The 18,080-nt window shown below is 26.7% G+C and carries 22 protein-coding genes; 20 read left to right on the top strand and 2 right to left on the bottom strand.

Annotated features, from left to right (window positions below; all coding sequences use genetic code 11):
• Window positions 1–20 precede the first annotated feature (20 nt).
• Complete coding sequence (locus KGF46_RS06120; RefSeq protein ID WP_227828030.1) at window positions 21–908, top strand: LysR family transcriptional regulator; 888 nt, start codon at window positions 21–23, stop codon at window positions 906–908.
• A 260-nt stretch (window positions 909–1,168) separates the two neighbouring features.
• Complete coding sequence (locus tag KGF46_RS06125; RefSeq protein WP_227828031.1) at window positions 1,169–1,723, top strand: GNAT family N-acetyltransferase; 555 nt, start codon at window positions 1,169–1,171, stop codon at window positions 1,721–1,723.
• A 168-nt stretch (window positions 1,724–1,891) separates the two neighbouring features.
• Here the strand turns inward: KGF46_RS06125 and KGF46_RS06130 are convergent, their stop codons facing one another.
• On the bottom strand, window positions 1,892–2,752 hold the full coding sequence (locus tag KGF46_RS06130; protein WP_227828032.1) for a YitT family protein: 861 nt from the start codon (window positions 2,750–2,752) through the stop codon (window positions 1,892–1,894).
• Between the two features lie 497 nt (window positions 2,753–3,249).
• On the opposite strand from KGF46_RS06130, the gene KGF46_RS20295 reads away from it, so the two are divergent.
• From KGF46_RS20295 to KGF46_RS06160, 9 genes are all read left to right on the top strand, one after another.
• Entirely contained in the window at window positions 3,250–3,603 is a 354-nt protein-coding gene (locus KGF46_RS20295; RefSeq protein WP_413840359.1) for a hypothetical protein, read from the top strand.
• A 45-nt stretch (window positions 3,604–3,648) separates the two neighbouring features.
• Window positions 3,649–4,056 carry a sensor histidine kinase gene (locus KGF46_RS20300; RefSeq protein ID WP_413840357.1) on the top strand — a complete coding sequence of 136 codons (408 nt, stop codon included), beginning with the start codon at window positions 3,649–3,651 and terminating at the stop codon, window positions 4,054–4,056.
• A gap of 195 nt (window positions 4,057–4,251) precedes the next feature.
• Window positions 4,252–4,656 carry a hypothetical protein gene (locus KGF46_RS20305; protein WP_413927276.1) on the top strand — a complete coding sequence of 135 codons (405 nt, stop codon included), beginning with the start codon at window positions 4,252–4,254 and terminating at the stop codon, window positions 4,654–4,656.
• Window positions 4,653–6,179 carry an ABC transporter permease gene (locus tag KGF46_RS06140; protein WP_413840353.1) on the top strand — a complete coding sequence of 509 codons (1,527 nt, stop codon included), beginning with the start codon at window positions 4,653–4,655 and terminating at the stop codon, window positions 6,177–6,179. Before KGF46_RS20305 ends, KGF46_RS06140 begins: the two co-directional genes overlap by 4 nt.
• Before the next feature lie 7 nt (window positions 6,180–6,186).
• A complete protein-coding gene (locus KGF46_RS20310) occupies window positions 6,187–6,513 on the top strand; it encodes an FtsX-like permease family protein (RefSeq protein ID WP_413840351.1) in 327 nt (108 codons plus the stop codon).
• A 39-nt stretch (window positions 6,514–6,552) separates the two neighbouring features.
• Window positions 6,553–7,239 (top strand): ABC transporter ATP-binding protein, encoded by a 687-nt coding sequence (locus tag KGF46_RS06145; RefSeq protein ID WP_227828033.1) that lies wholly within the window; start codon window positions 6,553–6,555, stop codon window positions 7,237–7,239.
• Between the two features lie 350 nt (window positions 7,240–7,589).
• Window positions 7,590–7,910 (top strand): Fe-S cluster assembly protein HesB, encoded by a 321-nt coding sequence (locus tag KGF46_RS06150; RefSeq protein WP_227435162.1) that lies wholly within the window; start codon window positions 7,590–7,592, stop codon window positions 7,908–7,910.
• 139 nt (window positions 7,911–8,049) lie between these two features.
• Window positions 8,050–8,694, top strand: a complete 645-nt coding sequence (gene trmB / locus KGF46_RS06155) for a tRNA (guanosine(46)-N7)-methyltransferase TrmB (protein ID WP_227828034.1) — start codon at window positions 8,050–8,052, stop codon at window positions 8,692–8,694.
• A gap of 148 nt (window positions 8,695–8,842) precedes the next feature.
• Window positions 8,843–9,574: a hypothetical protein gene (locus tag KGF46_RS06160; RefSeq protein WP_227828035.1), complete on the top strand. Its 732-nt coding sequence runs from the start codon at window positions 8,843–8,845 to the stop codon at window positions 9,572–9,574.
• A 146-nt stretch (window positions 9,575–9,720) separates the two neighbouring features.
• Here KGF46_RS06160 and KGF46_RS06165 read toward each other — a convergent pair whose 3' ends face one another.
• Window positions 9,721–9,999 carry a hypothetical protein gene (locus KGF46_RS06165; protein ID WP_227828036.1) on the bottom strand — a complete coding sequence of 93 codons (279 nt, stop codon included), beginning with the start codon at window positions 9,997–9,999 and terminating at the stop codon, window positions 9,721–9,723.
• A gap of 270 nt (window positions 10,000–10,269) precedes the next feature.
• On the opposite strand from KGF46_RS06165, the gene KGF46_RS06170 reads away from it, so the two are divergent.
• The 9 genes from KGF46_RS06170 (at window position 10,270) to KGF46_RS06210 (ending at window position 17,999) form a co-directional block, all read left to right on the top strand.
• Window positions 10,270–10,716: a hypothetical protein gene (locus KGF46_RS06170; RefSeq protein WP_227841642.1), complete on the top strand. Its 447-nt coding sequence runs from the start codon at window positions 10,270–10,272 to the stop codon at window positions 10,714–10,716.
• A 268-nt stretch (window positions 10,717–10,984) separates the two neighbouring features.
• Window positions 10,985–11,437, top strand: coding sequence for an acetyl-CoA carboxylase biotin carboxyl carrier protein (accB, locus tag KGF46_RS06175; RefSeq protein ID WP_227828038.1), 453 nt, complete (start codon window positions 10,985–10,987; stop codon window positions 11,435–11,437).
• Window positions 11,438–11,452: 15 nt separating this feature from the next.
• Window positions 11,453–12,814: an acetyl-CoA carboxylase biotin carboxylase subunit gene (gene accC / locus KGF46_RS06180; protein WP_227828039.1), complete on the top strand. Its 1,362-nt coding sequence runs from the start codon at window positions 11,453–11,455 to the stop codon at window positions 12,812–12,814.
• 14 nt (window positions 12,815–12,828) lie between these two features.
• Window positions 12,829–13,683: an acetyl-CoA carboxylase, carboxyltransferase subunit beta gene (accD, locus tag KGF46_RS06185; RefSeq protein ID WP_227828040.1), complete on the top strand. Its 855-nt coding sequence runs from the start codon at window positions 12,829–12,831 to the stop codon at window positions 13,681–13,683.
• 20 nt (window positions 13,684–13,703) lie between these two features.
• On the top strand, window positions 13,704–14,648 hold the full coding sequence (locus KGF46_RS06190; RefSeq protein WP_227839433.1) for an acetyl-CoA carboxylase carboxyltransferase subunit alpha: 945 nt from the start codon (window positions 13,704–13,706) through the stop codon (window positions 14,646–14,648).
• Window positions 14,649–14,836: 188 nt separating this feature from the next.
• Window positions 14,837–15,097 (top strand): stage V sporulation protein S, encoded by a 261-nt coding sequence (locus KGF46_RS06195; RefSeq protein ID WP_003424039.1) that lies wholly within the window; start codon window positions 14,837–14,839, stop codon window positions 15,095–15,097.
• A 153-nt stretch (window positions 15,098–15,250) separates the two neighbouring features.
• Window positions 15,251–15,622, top strand: a complete 372-nt coding sequence (locus tag KGF46_RS06200) for an ACT domain-containing protein (RefSeq protein WP_227841643.1) — start codon at window positions 15,251–15,253, stop codon at window positions 15,620–15,622.
• A 29-nt stretch (window positions 15,623–15,651) separates the two neighbouring features.
• Window positions 15,652–16,497 (top strand): hypothetical protein, encoded by an 846-nt coding sequence (locus KGF46_RS06205; RefSeq protein ID WP_227861864.1) that lies wholly within the window; start codon window positions 15,652–15,654, stop codon window positions 16,495–16,497.
• A 374-nt stretch (window positions 16,498–16,871) separates the two neighbouring features.
• Entirely contained in the window at window positions 16,872–17,999 is a 1,128-nt protein-coding gene (locus tag KGF46_RS06210) for a tyrosine-type recombinase/integrase (protein WP_227828044.1), read from the top strand.
• Window positions 18,000–18,080: the final 81 nt, after the last annotated feature.

Below are 18,080 nucleotides of genomic sequence, written 5' to 3' on the forward strand. Positions count from 1 at the left end.
GATATAAGGAGTAGTTATGTATGAACGTAAAACTTGAATTATATAAAGTTTTCAATGCAGTTGTAAGTCATAAAAGCTTTTCTCTTGCTGCCAAAGAATTATTTATGTCACAGCCAGCTGTAAGCCAGTCAATTAAACAATTAGAAGAACAATTAGATACAATATTATTTTATAGAAATAATAAAGGTGTAAAGTTAACTCCAGAAGGGAAAATTTTAAGCGAACATGTTGCTACTGCATTAAACTTAATTGCATCAGGAGAAGATAGAATAAATAAATTTAAAAAATTGGAATATGGTTCATTAAAAATTGGAGTAGGAGATACAGCAGCACGTTTTTTTCTATTAAAGTATTTGGAAATTTTTCATAAGAAATACCCACATATCCATGTATCTACAATAAATAGAACTAGTAGAGAACTTATATCATTACTTAAAGATGGTAATATTGATATAGCAATCATAAATATGCCAATAGAAGATGAGACATTAAATATCGTCGAATGTATTGAGATACATGACATATTTGTATGTGCAAATGATTACATAGAATACAAAGGAAAACAAATATCTTTAGAAGAATTAAATTTGTTTCCTTTGATAATGTTAGAAAATAAAGCAAATTCAAGACTTTATGTAAATGAATATTTTTTATCAAAAGGTATAAAACTAAATCCAGATATAGAATTAGGTTCTCATGAATTACTTTTAGAATTTGCATATATAAATCTTGGAGTATCTTGTGTTATAGAAGAATTTAGCATAGATTACTTAAATAGTGGAAAATTATTTAAATTAGACATAAAAGAACCAATACCTAAGAGAAATATAGGTTATTGCCATTTAAAAAATATATCTCTATCACTAGCAACGAAAGAGTTTCTAAGTATGATATCTAATAATATGTAAATTTGTGTTTAGCAATTCTAAAATAAGTTTAATAAAAATAAATTAAAATGAGAAACACCTACATATACATGTATCTTACAATAAATAGAACTACTATAGAGCTTCTATTATTACTAACAATGTTTTAGATTTGAAAGATTTATAATAAGCTAATTATTATTAAAATTAGAAATAAGGTTAATTTGAGCACATTTATATAATTAATATCGTATTTTAAATATGAACAGTATATTAGATTAATGTATAAAGGAGGATTAGAAATGTCTGATTCTGAATATCCTCAAATGAAAACCTTAGAAACTAGAAGCTGTATACTAAGACCTGCATCATTAAATGATACTGAAGATTTTTTTGATTGTTATAAAAATAAAGTAGTAGTAAAACATTTACCATTTAGTGAGCATAAGTCTTTAGAAGATACAAGAAAATTTATAAAATCATTTTTTTTAAATCCATATAAAAAAGGAAAAATAGGTCACTTTGCAATAGTATACAAAAGAGATAATAAAGTTATTGGGAATATGGGATTTAATAATATAAATCCAAAAGCATTGGAAGCAGAAATAGGCATATGTATTAATCCAAATTATTGGGGGCATGATTTTGCTACTGAAATAACTAAAAGAGTAATACAATATGGATTTAGGGAGCTAAATCTAAATAAAATCATTGCGATAACCTATGAAGAAAATACAAATTCTACAAAATCATTAGATTTATTGGGCTTTAAATGTGTAGGAAAATATATCAAAAAAATTCATACTGGAAGCACAATAAAAAATGTCCCTTGTTATCAGTATGAATTAAAAAAATAATGAGTATTTAGTGTTCTAATAAGAGTTAGATAAAAACAATGCCAAAATCATATTATATCCACTAAAAAGGTTTAGTATATTAATATACTCACACTTTAATATAATATGATTTTGGCGTCTATAAGTTATTAAAAAATATATAAACAAAGTTATAAAATAACTTATTAATTAATTTTCTAAGTTTTTAAATCCTTCTCCAAGAACCTCATGTACATCCGTAACAATAACAAATGCAGTAGGGTCAGTCTTTTTAACTAATCTCTTAAGATAAAGTTCTTGTTTTTTAGAAACTACAACAAGTAGTACTTCTTTATTTTCTCTAGTATAACCACCTTTACCATCAAGAATAGTAAGACCTCTATCAAGTTCTTTTGTTATAGCTTGTCTTAAACTTTCAGGTTCTTCAGAAATAATAAAAAATGCTTTTGAATGATCAAATCCTTCCATTATCATGTCTGCTATTTTTATTAAGACACAAAGTGCTATCCCAGAGTAAAGGCCCGTTTCTATACTACGATTTACTATACCAGAAGATATAACGACCATTCCATCTAAACAAGACATAAATTTTGTAGCTTTTATCCCTGGAAACTTTTTACTAAGTATAAGTGCAATTAAATCTGTTCCTCCAGTAGAAGCATCTGATTTAAACATTATTCCTAAACCTATTCCAACCAAAATTCCTCCTGCAATAGCAGATAGTAGTAAGTCATCAGTTAATCTCAATTTTGACAGTGGGTCTGTCAATTGGACTATAGCAGAGAATACGACTGTCCCAAATAACGTTTTTAATGAATTTTTTGTACCCATAATTCTAAAGGCAAGTATTACTAATGGGACACCTATGATTAACATGATAGCTGATACTGGAAGTCCTGTAACTTTATTTAATACTAAAGATAGACCACTAAGCCCTCCAGGAGCAATTGTATGTGGTTTTAAAAACATATTTATACCAATACTCATTGATATACAACCAAAAAATAACCCAAGCATTTCAAGTAAAATTGGCGACTTTTGTTTTTTCATATAAACACCTCCATGAACTTGTCACAATTTAATATTATAACATATTTGACCAGTTTATATTATATAAAATTTCTTGACATAAGCAATTTCAAGTGTTTTATTATTCTTAATATTTGTAAAATATTTCTAAAATACATGATTTTCTGTCATTCTTCTAACACAATTATTTTTTAGTGGAAATTTTTTATATGTTATAATTTTTAATTCTTTTATTAAAGTATCCCCTATAAAAGTGGTTCTATGATATGCTTTTCTATTTTCATTAATATACACATATTATTTTGTATTCAGATTTAGATAGTTTGATAAGTAATTTTAAACTGTTTTATATATCGTCACTGTTTTGTATATTGTCATAGTGCTTTATTAAATAAAACAGATAACTTGATAATATGAAACTATACACATATAATTTAAGAAGTATCATATTTAAGAATATTTGCATTAAAAATAGTTAAAAAACACAAATATATAAGTTTAAGAAAAGAGTTGATTAAATGCGTAAGTCTGGATATAAGACAATATTTTACTCGTACATTATTTTTTTCTTAGTGCTTTTCTGTCTGGCTTTAACTGCAATAGGAATTTTATTATCACTTATTAATGTCCAACATCCAAATGGAAAAAGTATACGTAGTGACTGGCCTCAAAACTTTATGGAAAGTTTTACTGAGCAAATTATATTTATAAATAATAAACCACAAATAAAACAATCTGATATTCTTTCATATGAACAAGTACAGAAATATGCTTCTATCATGCTTAAGAATATAGAATATACAAATACACTTATTAACGATTTAAAGTTAACGTATCAATTAGAAAATGGTATGATTCCGTTGAATAAGTAAAATAGCAACTTGATAAGGTTTTTGAAAGAGTTAGCCATTGATATTTTGAATTATCCAGAATATGGAACTAATATAATTGAATTTGACAGTAACATTGACAATATTAAATTTACTTTTGATTCTACACTGCTAAAGCGTGCATTTAGTAATTTGATTATTAATGCTTTTGTGCATGGAAGTCAAGGTACCAAAGTTTCTTTGAATGTAATGGTAGATGATAAAATTAATATAACTGTTTTAGATAATGGAAATGGAAAAGGAATGACAGAGGAAGAAGTATCAAATTTATTTAATCGTTATTATCGTGGCACTAATACAGAACAAAAAATAGAAGGAACTGGTTTGGGGCTGGCAATAACAAAGCAAATTATTGAACTTCATGGAGGAACTATATCAGTTGAAAGTATTTTATCTTTAGGAACTACATTTCATATTTCCTTTCCTATCAATTAAGGTTAAGTAAAAGATATATTAAGGTTGATAAATTATCATATTTATATGGTAGTTATCAACCTTTTCTTATTTAGGAGGAGATTTAATGATTATCATTACATAAGTAAAAACTCTTTCAGCTGATTTTATTTATGGAATATTAATTAGCATTAATGAACTTTAGAGTTATATTAAATCAAGAAAGTAGGTGTAAATTTGAAAATTATATTAAAGTATATCTTAACAAATATTAAAGAAGGAAAAATAAGAACAGCAGTTATGTTGCTATCCATAATTTTATCAACAGTTTTACTTTTCGTTTCCTTTTCAATTGGATTGTCTTATGAAAGTGCACAGCGAAAAATGGCAAGAGGTATGGCTGGGACTGCAACAATAGCTGTTCAAAGTACAGATTCAAATAAATTAACTAGTTTAGAAGATATACCAGATTTAAGTTCCATAAAATCAAAAGTTGGAATATTAGAAAGCTCTGCTGTTTATCATGAAGATGGATATTATGAATCATTCAATATTATAGCAGAAAACTTACCACAACTAAACAAAATTAATAAGCCACTATTGGTAAATGGAAATAATATGGCGGATATACAAAAATTTTGATAGAGCCAAAAGACGATATAACAACAGAAAATTTGGTAAATAAATTATCAGAAGAAATTTCAACTGAAGAATATAAAGTATCAAATACTGTAAATGAAGCTAAGATAATTGCAGATGCTAGACAGAAAACAATGCCATTTTTTCTAATAAGTTTTTTTGCATTAACTATGAGTATTTTTATTATATATAGTAGTTACAAGGTAATTATATTAGAACGTCTTCCAATCATTGGAACATTTCGAAGTATTGGTGCTAATAAAAAAACAGTAACTAATATTTTACTGTTTGAAAGTATATTGTATGGAAGTGTTGGAGGATTACTTGGGATTCCTATTGGTATAGTTGTTTTAAATTTTATGCTTCATGGTCTTGGTAATTCTCTTGAACAAGGTATATCAATTCCAACAGTAATATCTCCCATAGTAATTATTTCTTCTTTTGCAGTAGCGATAATTGTTTCTCTACTTAGTTCATATGTACCTATAAAAAAGACTAGCCAGTTGCCAATAAAAGATGTTGTTTTGGGAACAGTGGAAGAAAAGAATATTTCAAATCGTACTATATTTTGTATAGGTATCATAGTACTTTTTTTATCTATTCTACTTCCAAGAATAACAACTGAAAATACTTTGTATTTGGCTGGAGGATTTTCGTTATTAGGGTTGATTCTATCTACTATTATTCTAATTCCTATTTTTACTGATACTATGTCTGTAGCCTTTGAATTTATTTATGAAAAGATTTTGGGAAATGAAGGTAAATTAGCTGCCAGAAATATGAAAAATAATAAAAATGTCACACAAAATATTACATTATTATTTATAAGTATTTCTGCTGTAATTGCAATAAGTGTTGTAGGAAGTTTTGTCAAGACATATATAGGCGATGTATTTCATGATGCCAAATTACAGGGGTTCGCAGATGGAAAGATGAATCAAGAATTTATTGAAGATGTTAAACATATGGATGGAATTAAAAAAGTTTTACCTATCTATGTTATGAACAATGAAATAGCTTGTGACAGTATAAAATTTTCAAGAGTAGAAGCAACCGATAATATAAAATCGTATAGTTCTATGTTTGCAATAAATTATACTAATTCTTATATGGAGGAAGTAACAATTAAATCCTTTGAAAAAGAACGCTCTATTATTTTGAATGAAGATACACTTAAAAAAACAAGTTTCTCTGTAGGGGATAAAATAAATGTATCTAATGGTGGTAAAGAGTTTTTTTACACAATAGTTGGAAGTTTTAAATCTCGTGCAAATGATGTAGAAGCTGTTATACCATCTAGTTATGCGGTTAGTGATTTCGATAAAACTACATATGGATTTTTAGCTTATACAGCAGTTAATCCAGATGCTATTATGATTCAGATAAGAGATTTGTTTGGAGATACATCTAATTGGAGTCGTACTGTTGAGGAATTCAACAATGACTCTTTAAATACTATAAATAGCTTTTTATCTCCTATGAATAATATGACCTATTTTATTACTTGCTACAGTAGGTATAGTTAATAATCTATTGATAAACTATATTCAAAAGCGACGAACTATAGCTATGTATAAATCTGTAGGACAAAGTGATAAACAGAATATTAAAATGACTTTAATTGAAGGATTTACATCAGGTTTATTTGGTGCTGTTATAGGAGTATTAATATCTATATTAGAAATTAATACTATTTTCATAGTTGCAGGTTCAAAGATTTCAATGACACCAGATTTAGATTTTAAAATATTCATTTTTACTGGAATGTTAGGTATTACAGTAACATTGATAGGTTCAGTAGTACCAATTATAAAAGGAAAGAAAATGAAATTAGTAGAAGAAATTAGTAGAAGAAATTAGTAGAAGAAATTAAATTTGAATAAAAATGGAGGCTAACACATGAAAACAAGCTATAAGAGTATAGCCATAGAAGCAAAAAACATTATTAAAGAATTTAAAGTTGGTAATATAACTACTAAAGTTTTAAAAGATATATCTTTACAGGTAATGAAAGGCGAATTCGTTTCTATTATGGGACAGTCTGGTTCTGGGAAGAGTACACTTTTATATATTTTAGGTGGGCTAGATACTCCAACAAGCGGAAATGTATATATGAATGGAACAGATATATCACATTTTAATGATGATAAAATGAGTATAATACGTCGTAGAAATATAGGGTTTGTATTTCAATTCTATAATTTAATACCTAATTTAAATGTTGAAGAAAATATTATGCGACCTCTATTACTAGATGGGAAAAAAATGAATGATTATAAAAATCAATTAAACGAAATTTTGGAAATTGTTGGATTATCAGATAGACGTAAACATATTCCACGTGAGTTGTCAGGTGGTCAACAACAACGTGTTGCAATAGCACGTGCATTAATAGGAAGACCAGAGATTTTATTTGCTGATGAACCTACTGGAAACTTAGATAGTAAGACAGGAGCAGAAATAATTCAATTACTCAGTAAAATAAATCAAGAAAGTGGTCAGACAATAATTATGGTAACTCATTCATCTAAAGCAGCTGAAAGTAGTAATCGTATTATTACAGTTCTAGATGGTGTAATAGCATAATAATTGGTAGATGCATTATGCTAATTTTTACATAATAAATTTAAAGATTTTCTTAAACATTTTCCATACTTTTCAGATTGTATAAATTTTGTATATATGAATTAGACTATGTTAAATGTGTTATAATATTAAGGCAATGAATAAAAGATTATAGTATATATGAATTATTTTATTTGCTGTTTACTAAACATATTATCAGGGTATTTATTTAAGACAGTGAAATATTTAAAAGGTTTAAGTAATAATTGATAGAAGTTTTGGCAAAATATACAAAAACTAATTGATTATATACGTTATATGGGTATATAATAGATATTGTTTTAATAAAATACTTGAAAGGGAATGATTTGATGAAAATTACTTTACCAGAAACAGCTATTGATACTTTAAAAAGTATCCTAAAAGACAATCAAGATAAACCTAACAATGTAAGAGTATACTTTGCAGGTGTTGGTTGTGGAGGTCCTTCTTTTGGATTAGCTTTAGATGAGAAAAAAGAAGATGACTTAACTTATGAAGTTGGAGAATTACAATTTGTAATGAGCTCTGATGAATACAGTCAATATGGAGATATAATTATAGAAGATACAGGGTTTGGATTTAGAGTAATTCCTGAAAACATGAAAGATCAAGGTGGAGGAGGATGCTCTGGTTGTTCAGGGTGCCACTAGAATTGATTTTTTAGTATATTGAGAACTCTCTTTGATAGAAATACTTTTCTATTTTAAGAGAGTTCTTTTTATTTTTAAGTAAGATAATGTATAATAAAAAATGTATTTTACTAATTTTTATATGTAAGGAGAATTTATTGTGAGAAGAAGACGAAAAAAAGGTGCAGATGAAAAACTTTTAAGTTATACAGAATATGTCTTAAGGGAAGATATAGACAAATTAAAGGGAAAATGGAATATAAAGTTTGGAAATGATAATCCAATACATGTGGAATTTGGAACTGGAAAAGGTCAATTTATTACAACCTTGGCCAAACAAAATCCTGATATAAACTATATTGCTATGGAATTAAAGGAAGAAGTACTCTTAAAGGCTGTTGAAAAAGCTGATGATTCTAATTTAGATAATATATTATTTTTATGGGCGGATGTAAGCGATATTCTAAATTATTTTGAATCTAAAGAACTATCTAGGATTTATATAAATTTCTGTGACCCATGGCCAAAAAATAGATGGAGTAAAAGAAGACTTACTCATTCTGGATTTTTAGAAATGTATAATAATATTTTAGAAGATAATGGAGAAATTCATTTCAAAACAGATAATGAAAAATTATTCGAGTTTAGTTTAAATGAAATTGCTGCAAATAATTGGCTCTTAAAGAATATTTCTCTTGATTTAAGCAGTAGTGAGTATAAAAATAATGTTACAACAGAGTATGAGGATAAATTTATGTCACAAGGAATGCGAATATTTAGATGTGAAGCTAAAAAACGTAACTAGTAATATGTTTATAAGTTTAATAGTAGAAATTTATGCTAATTTATATTAATAAAGTGTACGAAAGTAGGCATATATAACAAGGAAACAGAGCCCTCTCATAGAAATTAATTTACTATGTAAAAAATTTTGTTTTATGTGGGAGGGTGCTATGAATTTAGCTAATTTAATACCATTTCTTATTTCTGCGACGGCTTTAAATCCAATAAATTCAAACGATAAGATTTTAAGTGAAAACCAACTTAAAGATATTTTTCCTGATGCTAACCTGAGAGCAGTTGTAAAACGATATGTAAATCCAGATGAAATGACTATAAGTAATATAAAGGCTTTGGATGGAGAATTTTATGCAACAGGGGAAAATATTTCAAATTTAAAAGGTATATCATATCTTGAAAACATAGACAATTTTATTTTTTGGAACAATAACATAAAGGAACTTCCTAGAGAAATACTAGGTTTAAAAGATATGGACTCAATTAATCTTGCAAATAATTATTTAATTAATGATAATACAGTCAATTCTCTTTCTAATAATGGTGTAGATGTAAATTGCGACTTGAATTTTATTGATACAAAAGACAATCAATATAAATTGGATTCTAAATACCATAATGTTGACATAGCAAAAGGTGAGAGTATTGATTTGAGAAAAATAGTTACAAAGAAAATTGATAGTTATTACAAATATTGGGAAGTAACTAATAGCCTTCCAAAAGATTTAAACTTTGTGGTATCTGTAAGTGATAAGAGTATACTTTCATGTAAAGATATGATTATTAAGGGTAATAATAAAGGGCAAGCAGTTGTGAAAGTTATACTAAATGACAAAGATGATTTAAATATATCGCAAGAAGTTTTAATCACTGTAAATGTAAAATAACATAAAATAAAGTGTATATTCATATAACTTATTTAATTATTATATTTTTAATTTCAATATTAAATCAAAGCAAAGGTTGCTAGTAACAAAGCACTAATATTAATGTTTTGTTACTAGCAACCTTTAGATATCTATAAATAGATTATCTAAAAAATCCCATTTCTTTTGTTAGTAGCCCATATCCCTATTAAAATTATCAATGAATATACTATATACAAAAATATTCTTATATACTGAACATCTAGTCCAAAAAACTCAATATTACTTTGTGAGGTATGCAACATCACAAGTACTGCAGATATACCAATAAGCAAAGGATTAATTACTATTTGCTTATCAGTTCTTAAAATCATTATTTTCCCCATCCAAATTATCGATAATATAAAAAATAAAATTTTAAGACCAAACTCTAATGTATCTACCAAAGCGAAAACATCCCTTCATTTATAATAAATTTTTCAGCTTAATCAAATATAAAACCCTAATATAACTTTTTAAACTTGTACTAAATCCATATAAGATAATTTAATTAAGTTCTATAAAACTTTATCTACATTAATATATACTACACTATACTTTGCATTTCTTAAATATAAATTAATAAATTTAATAAAATTTTGTTCATGAGCATATAAAGATATATTTCATTATTTAAATGCATATCATTATATATACAGTTTTAGGAGGCGAGGTATATGGATTCTAAATTTTTTAATTGGTACACTCAATCCTTAGGAGGAACTTTTGGTATTATATCATGTATATGTGCTTATTTAAATGGATATATGTTTGTTTATACAAATAGTGCTAGTAGTTACTTTGAAAGTATAGGATTTTTAGGAATAATTTCAAGCTATGTATTACTTCCACTTTGTATGCTAACTTTGGTTTTTGGAATTATACGTTCTTATACTCCAGATACATCCGATAAAAGTATTTTTGATATACCCTTTTTTACTTTAAATAAAAGATTAATACTTGTTACAGTAGTTTTTGGATTTATTGGTGCTAGATTTTATTTTATAATTCCTGCAATTTTAATGACTTTTAACTTATATAGTAGTATTTTAATCACTAAATTAAAAGATATACTATATAAGAACAAAGAAAATGATACTAATATGAAAGAAAGTGAAGTCTAAATTGCATAATTTTGGTATTTGTCTTAAAAATCCCCGAGGTATTAATTTGTATTTTATTATATTTTGCAAAATATATTGAATTTTATTCATTTTATACTTATAATTTATATTAATAATGGAAAATTAAAACAAAAGAATTTACTGGTTGTTAATTTAAAATTAAAATATATCTGAATGTGTTGATTCTATAGTCAGCACTTTTTCTTTTATAAATTTGCTTTTTGTGATATAATATTAGCACCAGGTAATAATACAAGGGGGTAACAACATGAACATCAATGAAATTAAGGAATTATTAAAGGTCATAGACTCAACTAACTTAGAATATGTAAAGCTTGAAAGTAGCGATTTTAAATTAGAAGCATCTAAAAAAACTGAAGTTACAAGCTCACCTGTTTTAAGTGTACAACAAGAATCGGTAGTAGATCTTTCTTTAGAAAAGCCATTTGTAAACGAGGCACCTGTAGTATCTAATGAGAATTTATCAATAGTAGTAGCTCCTTTGATGGGAACATTCTATGATTCTCCAAGTCCAGATGCAGAAAGCTTTGTCAAGGTTGGCGATGTAGTTGAAGAAGGTGACACTTTATGTATATTAGAAGCAATGAAACTTATGAATGAAATAACAAGTGAAATTAAAGGTGAAATAATTGAAGTATTAGTTGATAATGAAGAACTAGTAGAATATAATCAACCTTTATTTAAGATAAAACCATTGTAGTAGGAGGTATTTAAGTTGATAAAAAAAATACTAGTTGCAAATAGAGGCGATATAGCAGTTAGAATCATCAGAACGTGTAAAGAACTAGGCATAAAAACTGTTGCTATCTATTCTGAAATAGATAAAGATTGTTTTCATAGATATATAGCTGATGAATCTATTTGCATAGGGCCAAATAATATAAGCAAGAGTTATAATAACATAGAAAATATTATATACCTTGCTCTTAAATTAAAATGTGATGCTATTCATCCAGGTTTTGGCTTTTTATCAGAAAACCCTGAATTTGCAAAACAATGTGAAGAGAATAATATTATTTTTATAGGTCCAACAAGAGAACAAATGATTTTGATGGGAGATAAATCTAGAGCAAGAGAAACTATGATGGAATTAAATATCCCTGTTGTTCCTGGTTCAGAATCTGTTTTAAAAACTAAGGAAGAAGCTTTAGAAGTTGCAAGAGAAATTGGCTATCCTGTTATTATAAAAGCCTCAAGTGGAGGCGGTGGGAAAGGTATGAGAATCGTTAGAAAGGAAGAAGAGCTTTTTTCAAATTTTGATATGGCAAGTTCAGAAGCTCTAGCAGCATTTTCTAATAGCGATTTATATATGGAAAAATTTATAGAAAATCCTAGACATATAGAAGTACAAGTATTTGGTGATAAACATTCAAATGCAATACATTTAGGTGATAGAGATTGTTCTATGCAAAGAAGAAATCAAAAAGTAATAGAAGAGTCTTTAAGCCCATACCTTTCAGATGAAGAAAGAATAAATCTTCATAAAATTGCAGTGGATATAGTAAAAGGTGTAGGTTATATCGGTGCTGGTACTATTGAATTTATAGTTGATAAAGATAAAAACTTTTATTTTATAGAGATGAATACAAGAATACAAGTTGAACATCCAGTCACAGAGATGGTAACAAATCTTGACCTTATAAAACTTCAAATATCTATAGCTAATGGAGAAGAAATACCTTTTAAACAAGAAGATGTTATTTTTAGAGGCCATGCTATTGAGTGTAGAATAAATGCTGAAGATTCATCAAATAATTTTGCTCCATCACCAGGTAAGATAGAGTCATTAAATTTACCTGGAGGTTTTGGTGTTAGATTTGATACTTTTGTATATACAGGATATACTATACCACCTTTATATGATTCTATGATAGGTAAATTAATATGTTGGGCTGAGACTAGAGAAGAATGTATAAATAGAATTTATAGAGCTCTAGATGAAATTATTGTAGAAGGTATTAATACAAATGTAGAATTCCAAAAGGCACTTGTAACAAGTGAAGAGTTTAGAAAAGATACTCATCATACCAAATTTATAGAAGATGTCTTTATGAAGAAGGAATTTGCTACATTATAAGGAGTAAATAGATTATGATAAAAAAATTTTTATCATCAAAAGAATCTAAGTATGTTACGATTTCTTTAGATGACAACTTTAAAAAGAATAGTGTAGATGATAAATTTTGGACTTATTGCAAAGGATGCGATAGTCATGTATTTAGAAAAGACATAGAAGAAAATTCATTTGTATGTCCAAAATGTTCAAGACATTATGGTTTAAGAGTACGAAATAGAATAAATTTATTGATTGATAAAGGAACTTTTATGGAATTTAATTCTGATATAGAATTTCAAAATCCATTAAACTTTCCTAAATATAAAGAAAAAGTAGACTCTTATAAGGAAAAAACGAATGAGTCAGAAGCTGTTGTCACAGGTTATGGAAGATTAAATGGAATTAAAACAGTTATTTGTGTAATGAATCCTGATTTTATGATGGGAAGCATGGGTTCTATTGTTGGGGAAAAAATAACTTACTCAATAGAATATGCTGCCAAAAACAATTTACCTATAATTATTTGTTCTGCTTCAGGAGGAGCTAGAATGCAAGAAGGTATGGTATCTCTTATGCAAATGGCAAAGACTTCTCAGGCACTTGCTAAGCTTGAAGAAAAGTCATTACCATATATATCAGTTTTAACTGACCCTACCACTGGAGGAGTAACTGCTAGTTTTGCTATGCTCGGAGATATTATAATTTCTGAACCAAATACATTAATTGGTTTTGCAGGTCCAAGAGTGATAGAACAAACAATAAATCAAAAACTTCCTGAAGGATTTCAAACTTCTGAGTTTTTACTTGAAAAAGGTTTTATTGACATGATAGTAGATAGAAGAAAAATGAAGGAAGTATTGTATCAAATTCTTGCTATGCACAAGAAATAGGGCATAAAGGAGGAACTGTTTTGATTGAAAATAATAATGATAAAATAAAAGTCTTAGAAAATGATATTAAACAATTAGTAGCTATTTCTGAGGCAAATAATATAGATTTAAGTGATAAAATAAACTCTCTTAATGAAAAATTAGCAAAGCTTAAAGAAGATGCCTTTTCACATCTATCACCATATGAAAAGGTAGTGTTAAGTAGAGATATAAAAAGACCTACAACTTTGGAATACATAGAACATATTTGTTCTAATTTTTTAGAGCTTCATGGAGATAGGCTTTATAAAGATGACCCTTCTATAGTTGGAGGAATAGGGCAAATAGGAAAATTTAATGTTACTATAGTTGGTCACCAAAAGGGAAGAGATACTAAAGAAAACATAAAAAGAAACTTTGGTATGCCTCATCCAGAAGGATATAGAAAAGCGTTAAGACTTATGAAACAAGCTGAAAAATTTGACAGACCGATAGTGACATTTATTGATACATCAGGAGCTTTTTGTGGCTTAGAGGCAGAAGAAAGAGGACAAGGAGAAGCTATTGCAAGAAACTTACTTGAAATGAGTAAACTTTCTGTTCCAGTAATCACCTTTGTAATTGGTGAAGGTGGTAGTGGAGGAGCTTTAGGAATCGGAGTAGGTAATGATGTGTGTATGTTAGAACACTCAGTTTATTCTGTAATTTCACCTGAAGGTCTTTCTAGTATCTTATTTAAAGATTCATCTAAAGCAAAAGAAGCTTGTGATGTTATGAAACTTACAAGTAATGATTTATATGATTTAAAAATAATAGATAAGATTATAAAAGAACCTCTTGGCGGTGCACAAAAAGATGTAGAAGCTGTTTCAAAGGAAATGAAGTCTTATATTTTAGAAAGATTAAATCATTATAAAGATATGCCTAAAGAAGAAATAATGTCTCAAAGGTATAATAAATTTAGAAATATTGGAAAATGCTTATAGAATATAAAGAAATTTGTAGATTTTTCATTATAAAATGGTTTTAAAAAATAAAGGTTTTCTTAAATCTATTATAGAAGTATATTTTTATAAAAGTATACTTTAAATGATGATTGTAATTAGTAAATGGCAATTATGATTTAGTACTTTAGGTAATGGATACTTTAACAAATTAACAAGGAGATGTTGAAATGGAAGTACTAAAAGTTTCATCAAAATCTAATCCTAATTCTGTAGCTGGAGCTTTGGCTGGAGTACTGAGAGAACGAGGTATTGCAGAAATACAAGCTATAGGAGCTGGAGCTCTAAATCAAGCAATAAAATCAATTGCAATAGCAAGAGGCTTTGTTGCACCTAGTGGAATGGACTTAGTGTGTATTCCCGCATTTACTGATATAGAAATCGAAGGTGATAAGAAAACTGCCATCAAACTTATAATTGAACCTAGATAATATATCTTTTTGTTAGAATTTAATTAAGTTTTAAAGGTTGACTATGGAAATGATGCCCTGTAGTGAACCTTTTTTACTTTAATATATTTTATTTTATATAATTTTTAATGTATAATCTTAATTAAACAAATAAGTTTGAAGGAGATGTAGATTATGAAATTAAAACTATTTTTAAAAGAGTATGCAGTATGTAGATTAAATAATAACAGTGAAATACCAACATGGATAGATACAGAAAATTTTTACTCTATAACTAAAACTGATGATGAATTGAGCATTGTATGTTCAAACAACAATATCCCTTCTGATATTAAATCAGAAAAAGAATGGAGAATACTTAAAATCTTAGGTCCTTTAGATTTTTCACTTATAGGAATTTTATCTAAGATAAGTGGGTTATTAGCTGATAATAAAATAAGTATATTTGCAATTTCTACATATGATACAGATTATATTTTAATAAAAGAAAAAGATATAAAAAATGCTTGTAAAATTTTAAACTGTAATGGATATGAGATAGAGTAGTTGAAGACTTAAATGCGAGGTTCTAGTTTATGATTCATATAGTTGAGATTTTTAAAATAAGTATAATAAATATCTTTTGTTTTATAGAAATATTTATTGTATTTGGATTAATTTTTAGTATTATAGAAAATTTAAATAATAAATTTATCTTTTTATCTTTTGGAAAAACTGGTGTCATTGTAACTGGAGCTGTTGGAACTTTTATACATGAATTGAGTCATTTAATAATGTGTTTGATTTTTATGCATAAAATAAATTCAGTAAAATTCTTTAGACCAATTGAAAGTAAAAATGATGGAGTATTAGGATATGTAAATCATAGTTATAAAAAAGATAATATTTATCAGAGTATAGGAAATTTTTTTATAGGAATTGCTCCAATTATAGGTGGAACAATGATGATTATTGTACTTTTTAGAATACTATTACCAGATAGTTACATCAAAATAACACAAAACATAGATTTAAAGTTATATGTAAGTATGATTAATAATTTTAATATAGCGGGTTTTATACAGATTATTTTAGATGATGTTTCTAATTTTGTAAAAACAATATTGTTAACACCTGATATATATTCATTAAGATATTTTATATTTATGTTTTTAATGTATTCAATTTCCACTCATATGTCACTTAGTAGTGCTGATTTGAAAAGCAGTTTAAAGGGTTTGAGTTTTATAGTTATAGTTATATTTACAATTAGTCTAATTACATACTTATTTGGGCTTAATAGCTTAAATATATCTAGTTTAATAGTAAAGTACAATATATTTGTAAGTTTTTTTATGACGATAGGGCTTATTTTTTCAATAGTAACTCTCATAATATCTTATATTTTAAGTTTAGTAAGTCCATTTAAAAATTTTAATTAAGATACTAAATTTTACTATTTTTAGTTTTCTTATTTTAGTTTCCTTGAAAAGATAGTAAAATTCAAGATTGAAAAAGATTTTATTAAAGCATAAAATTTCTCAATATATTTTAGTGAATATTTATTAAACATATATTGAGAAATTTAAAAAGAGTACTTGAATCGAACTAGTCTTTAAATGTGGATTTAGGGAATAGTTAGTGCGAAAACCAATTAGAGCGCTACTAATCTCTTAAAAAATACATTAATTGATTAAATTAAATATTTATGCTAACATAGCTACATTGTTATTAATAAAAATAACTTACAAATATTCATAGTTATTAATAAAAATAACTTACAAATATTCATATTTTAATTTTAGGAGGTTTAAATTTGAATAATGATAAGAAAATTATAAAAGTACATAATAAATCTGATAAACCTGATAATATTGTCATCAAAGAAAATGAACTTATAGAAAAATGTCTACTTTTGGAAAATAAACTTCCTGTATTTATGAAAGATTATTTTATATATCTAAAAGGTTCTGTTGCCGTCTCTACACGACTTGCTTATTTAGAAGATATAAAGTTTTTCTGCTTATACATGATTGAGACAAAGGAACTAACAAGTGCAGATTGTATAAAAGACATTACAGAAAGTGATTTTAACATGATAAAATCAAGAGATATAAACTTATTTTTAGGCGATTATTGCAGCAGATATTATAAAAATACAGAAAAAAACACATTAATTTTTGAAAATAATAATAGAGCTCTGGCAAGAAAAAAATCATCCATCTCTACTCTATTTAAATTTTTATATAGAAATTCTCAAATAGATAATAACATAACTGATGGATTTAATCCAATAAAGCTACCTAAACCACAACCAGATGCTATTAAACGTCTTGAAATAGATGAAGTTGCAAAAATGTTAGAATCAGTAGAAACTGGTGAAGGTCTTACTGAAAAAGAAAAAGTTTATTGGAAAAAAACTAGATTACGTGATAAGGCTATATTAGCTCTATTTGTTACATATGGGCTTAGATTAAATGAACTTAGAGAACTTAATATCTCCTCTTTTAATTTTTCAAGAGGTGAATTCAAAATATATAGAAAACGTGGAAAAGAAGTCTTAATGCCTATAAATCATACTTGTGAACATGTAATAAAAGATTATTTGCAAAATGAAAGAACAAGAGATGATTTACTAAATGATGAAGTTAAAGATGCATTATTTTTATCTCTTCAAAATAAAAGAATTACAGCAAAAGCTATAAGAACACTTGTAAAAAAATATACATCTATTCCACTAGATACAACTAGAGATAATGGATATAGCCCTCATAAATTAAGAGCAACTGCTGCTACCTCTCTGATTCAAACAGGATTTTCTATATACGATGTTCAAAATTTACTCGACCATGATAATGTCACGACTACTCAACTTTATGCTGCACATAAAAAAAATGTAAAACGTGATATAGTTAAGAATTTTGAATGGATTGAAGATGATTAAAAATCAGGAACAAATGTTTGCAGATATAAATGGATTATGTTATAATTAAAAATATAAATGTATGGAAATAAAAACAAAATA

It is taken from the genome of Clostridioides sp. ZZV14-6153, assembly GCF_020657855.1.
Lineage (GTDB): Bacteria > Bacillota > Clostridia > Peptostreptococcales > Peptostreptococcaceae > Clostridioides.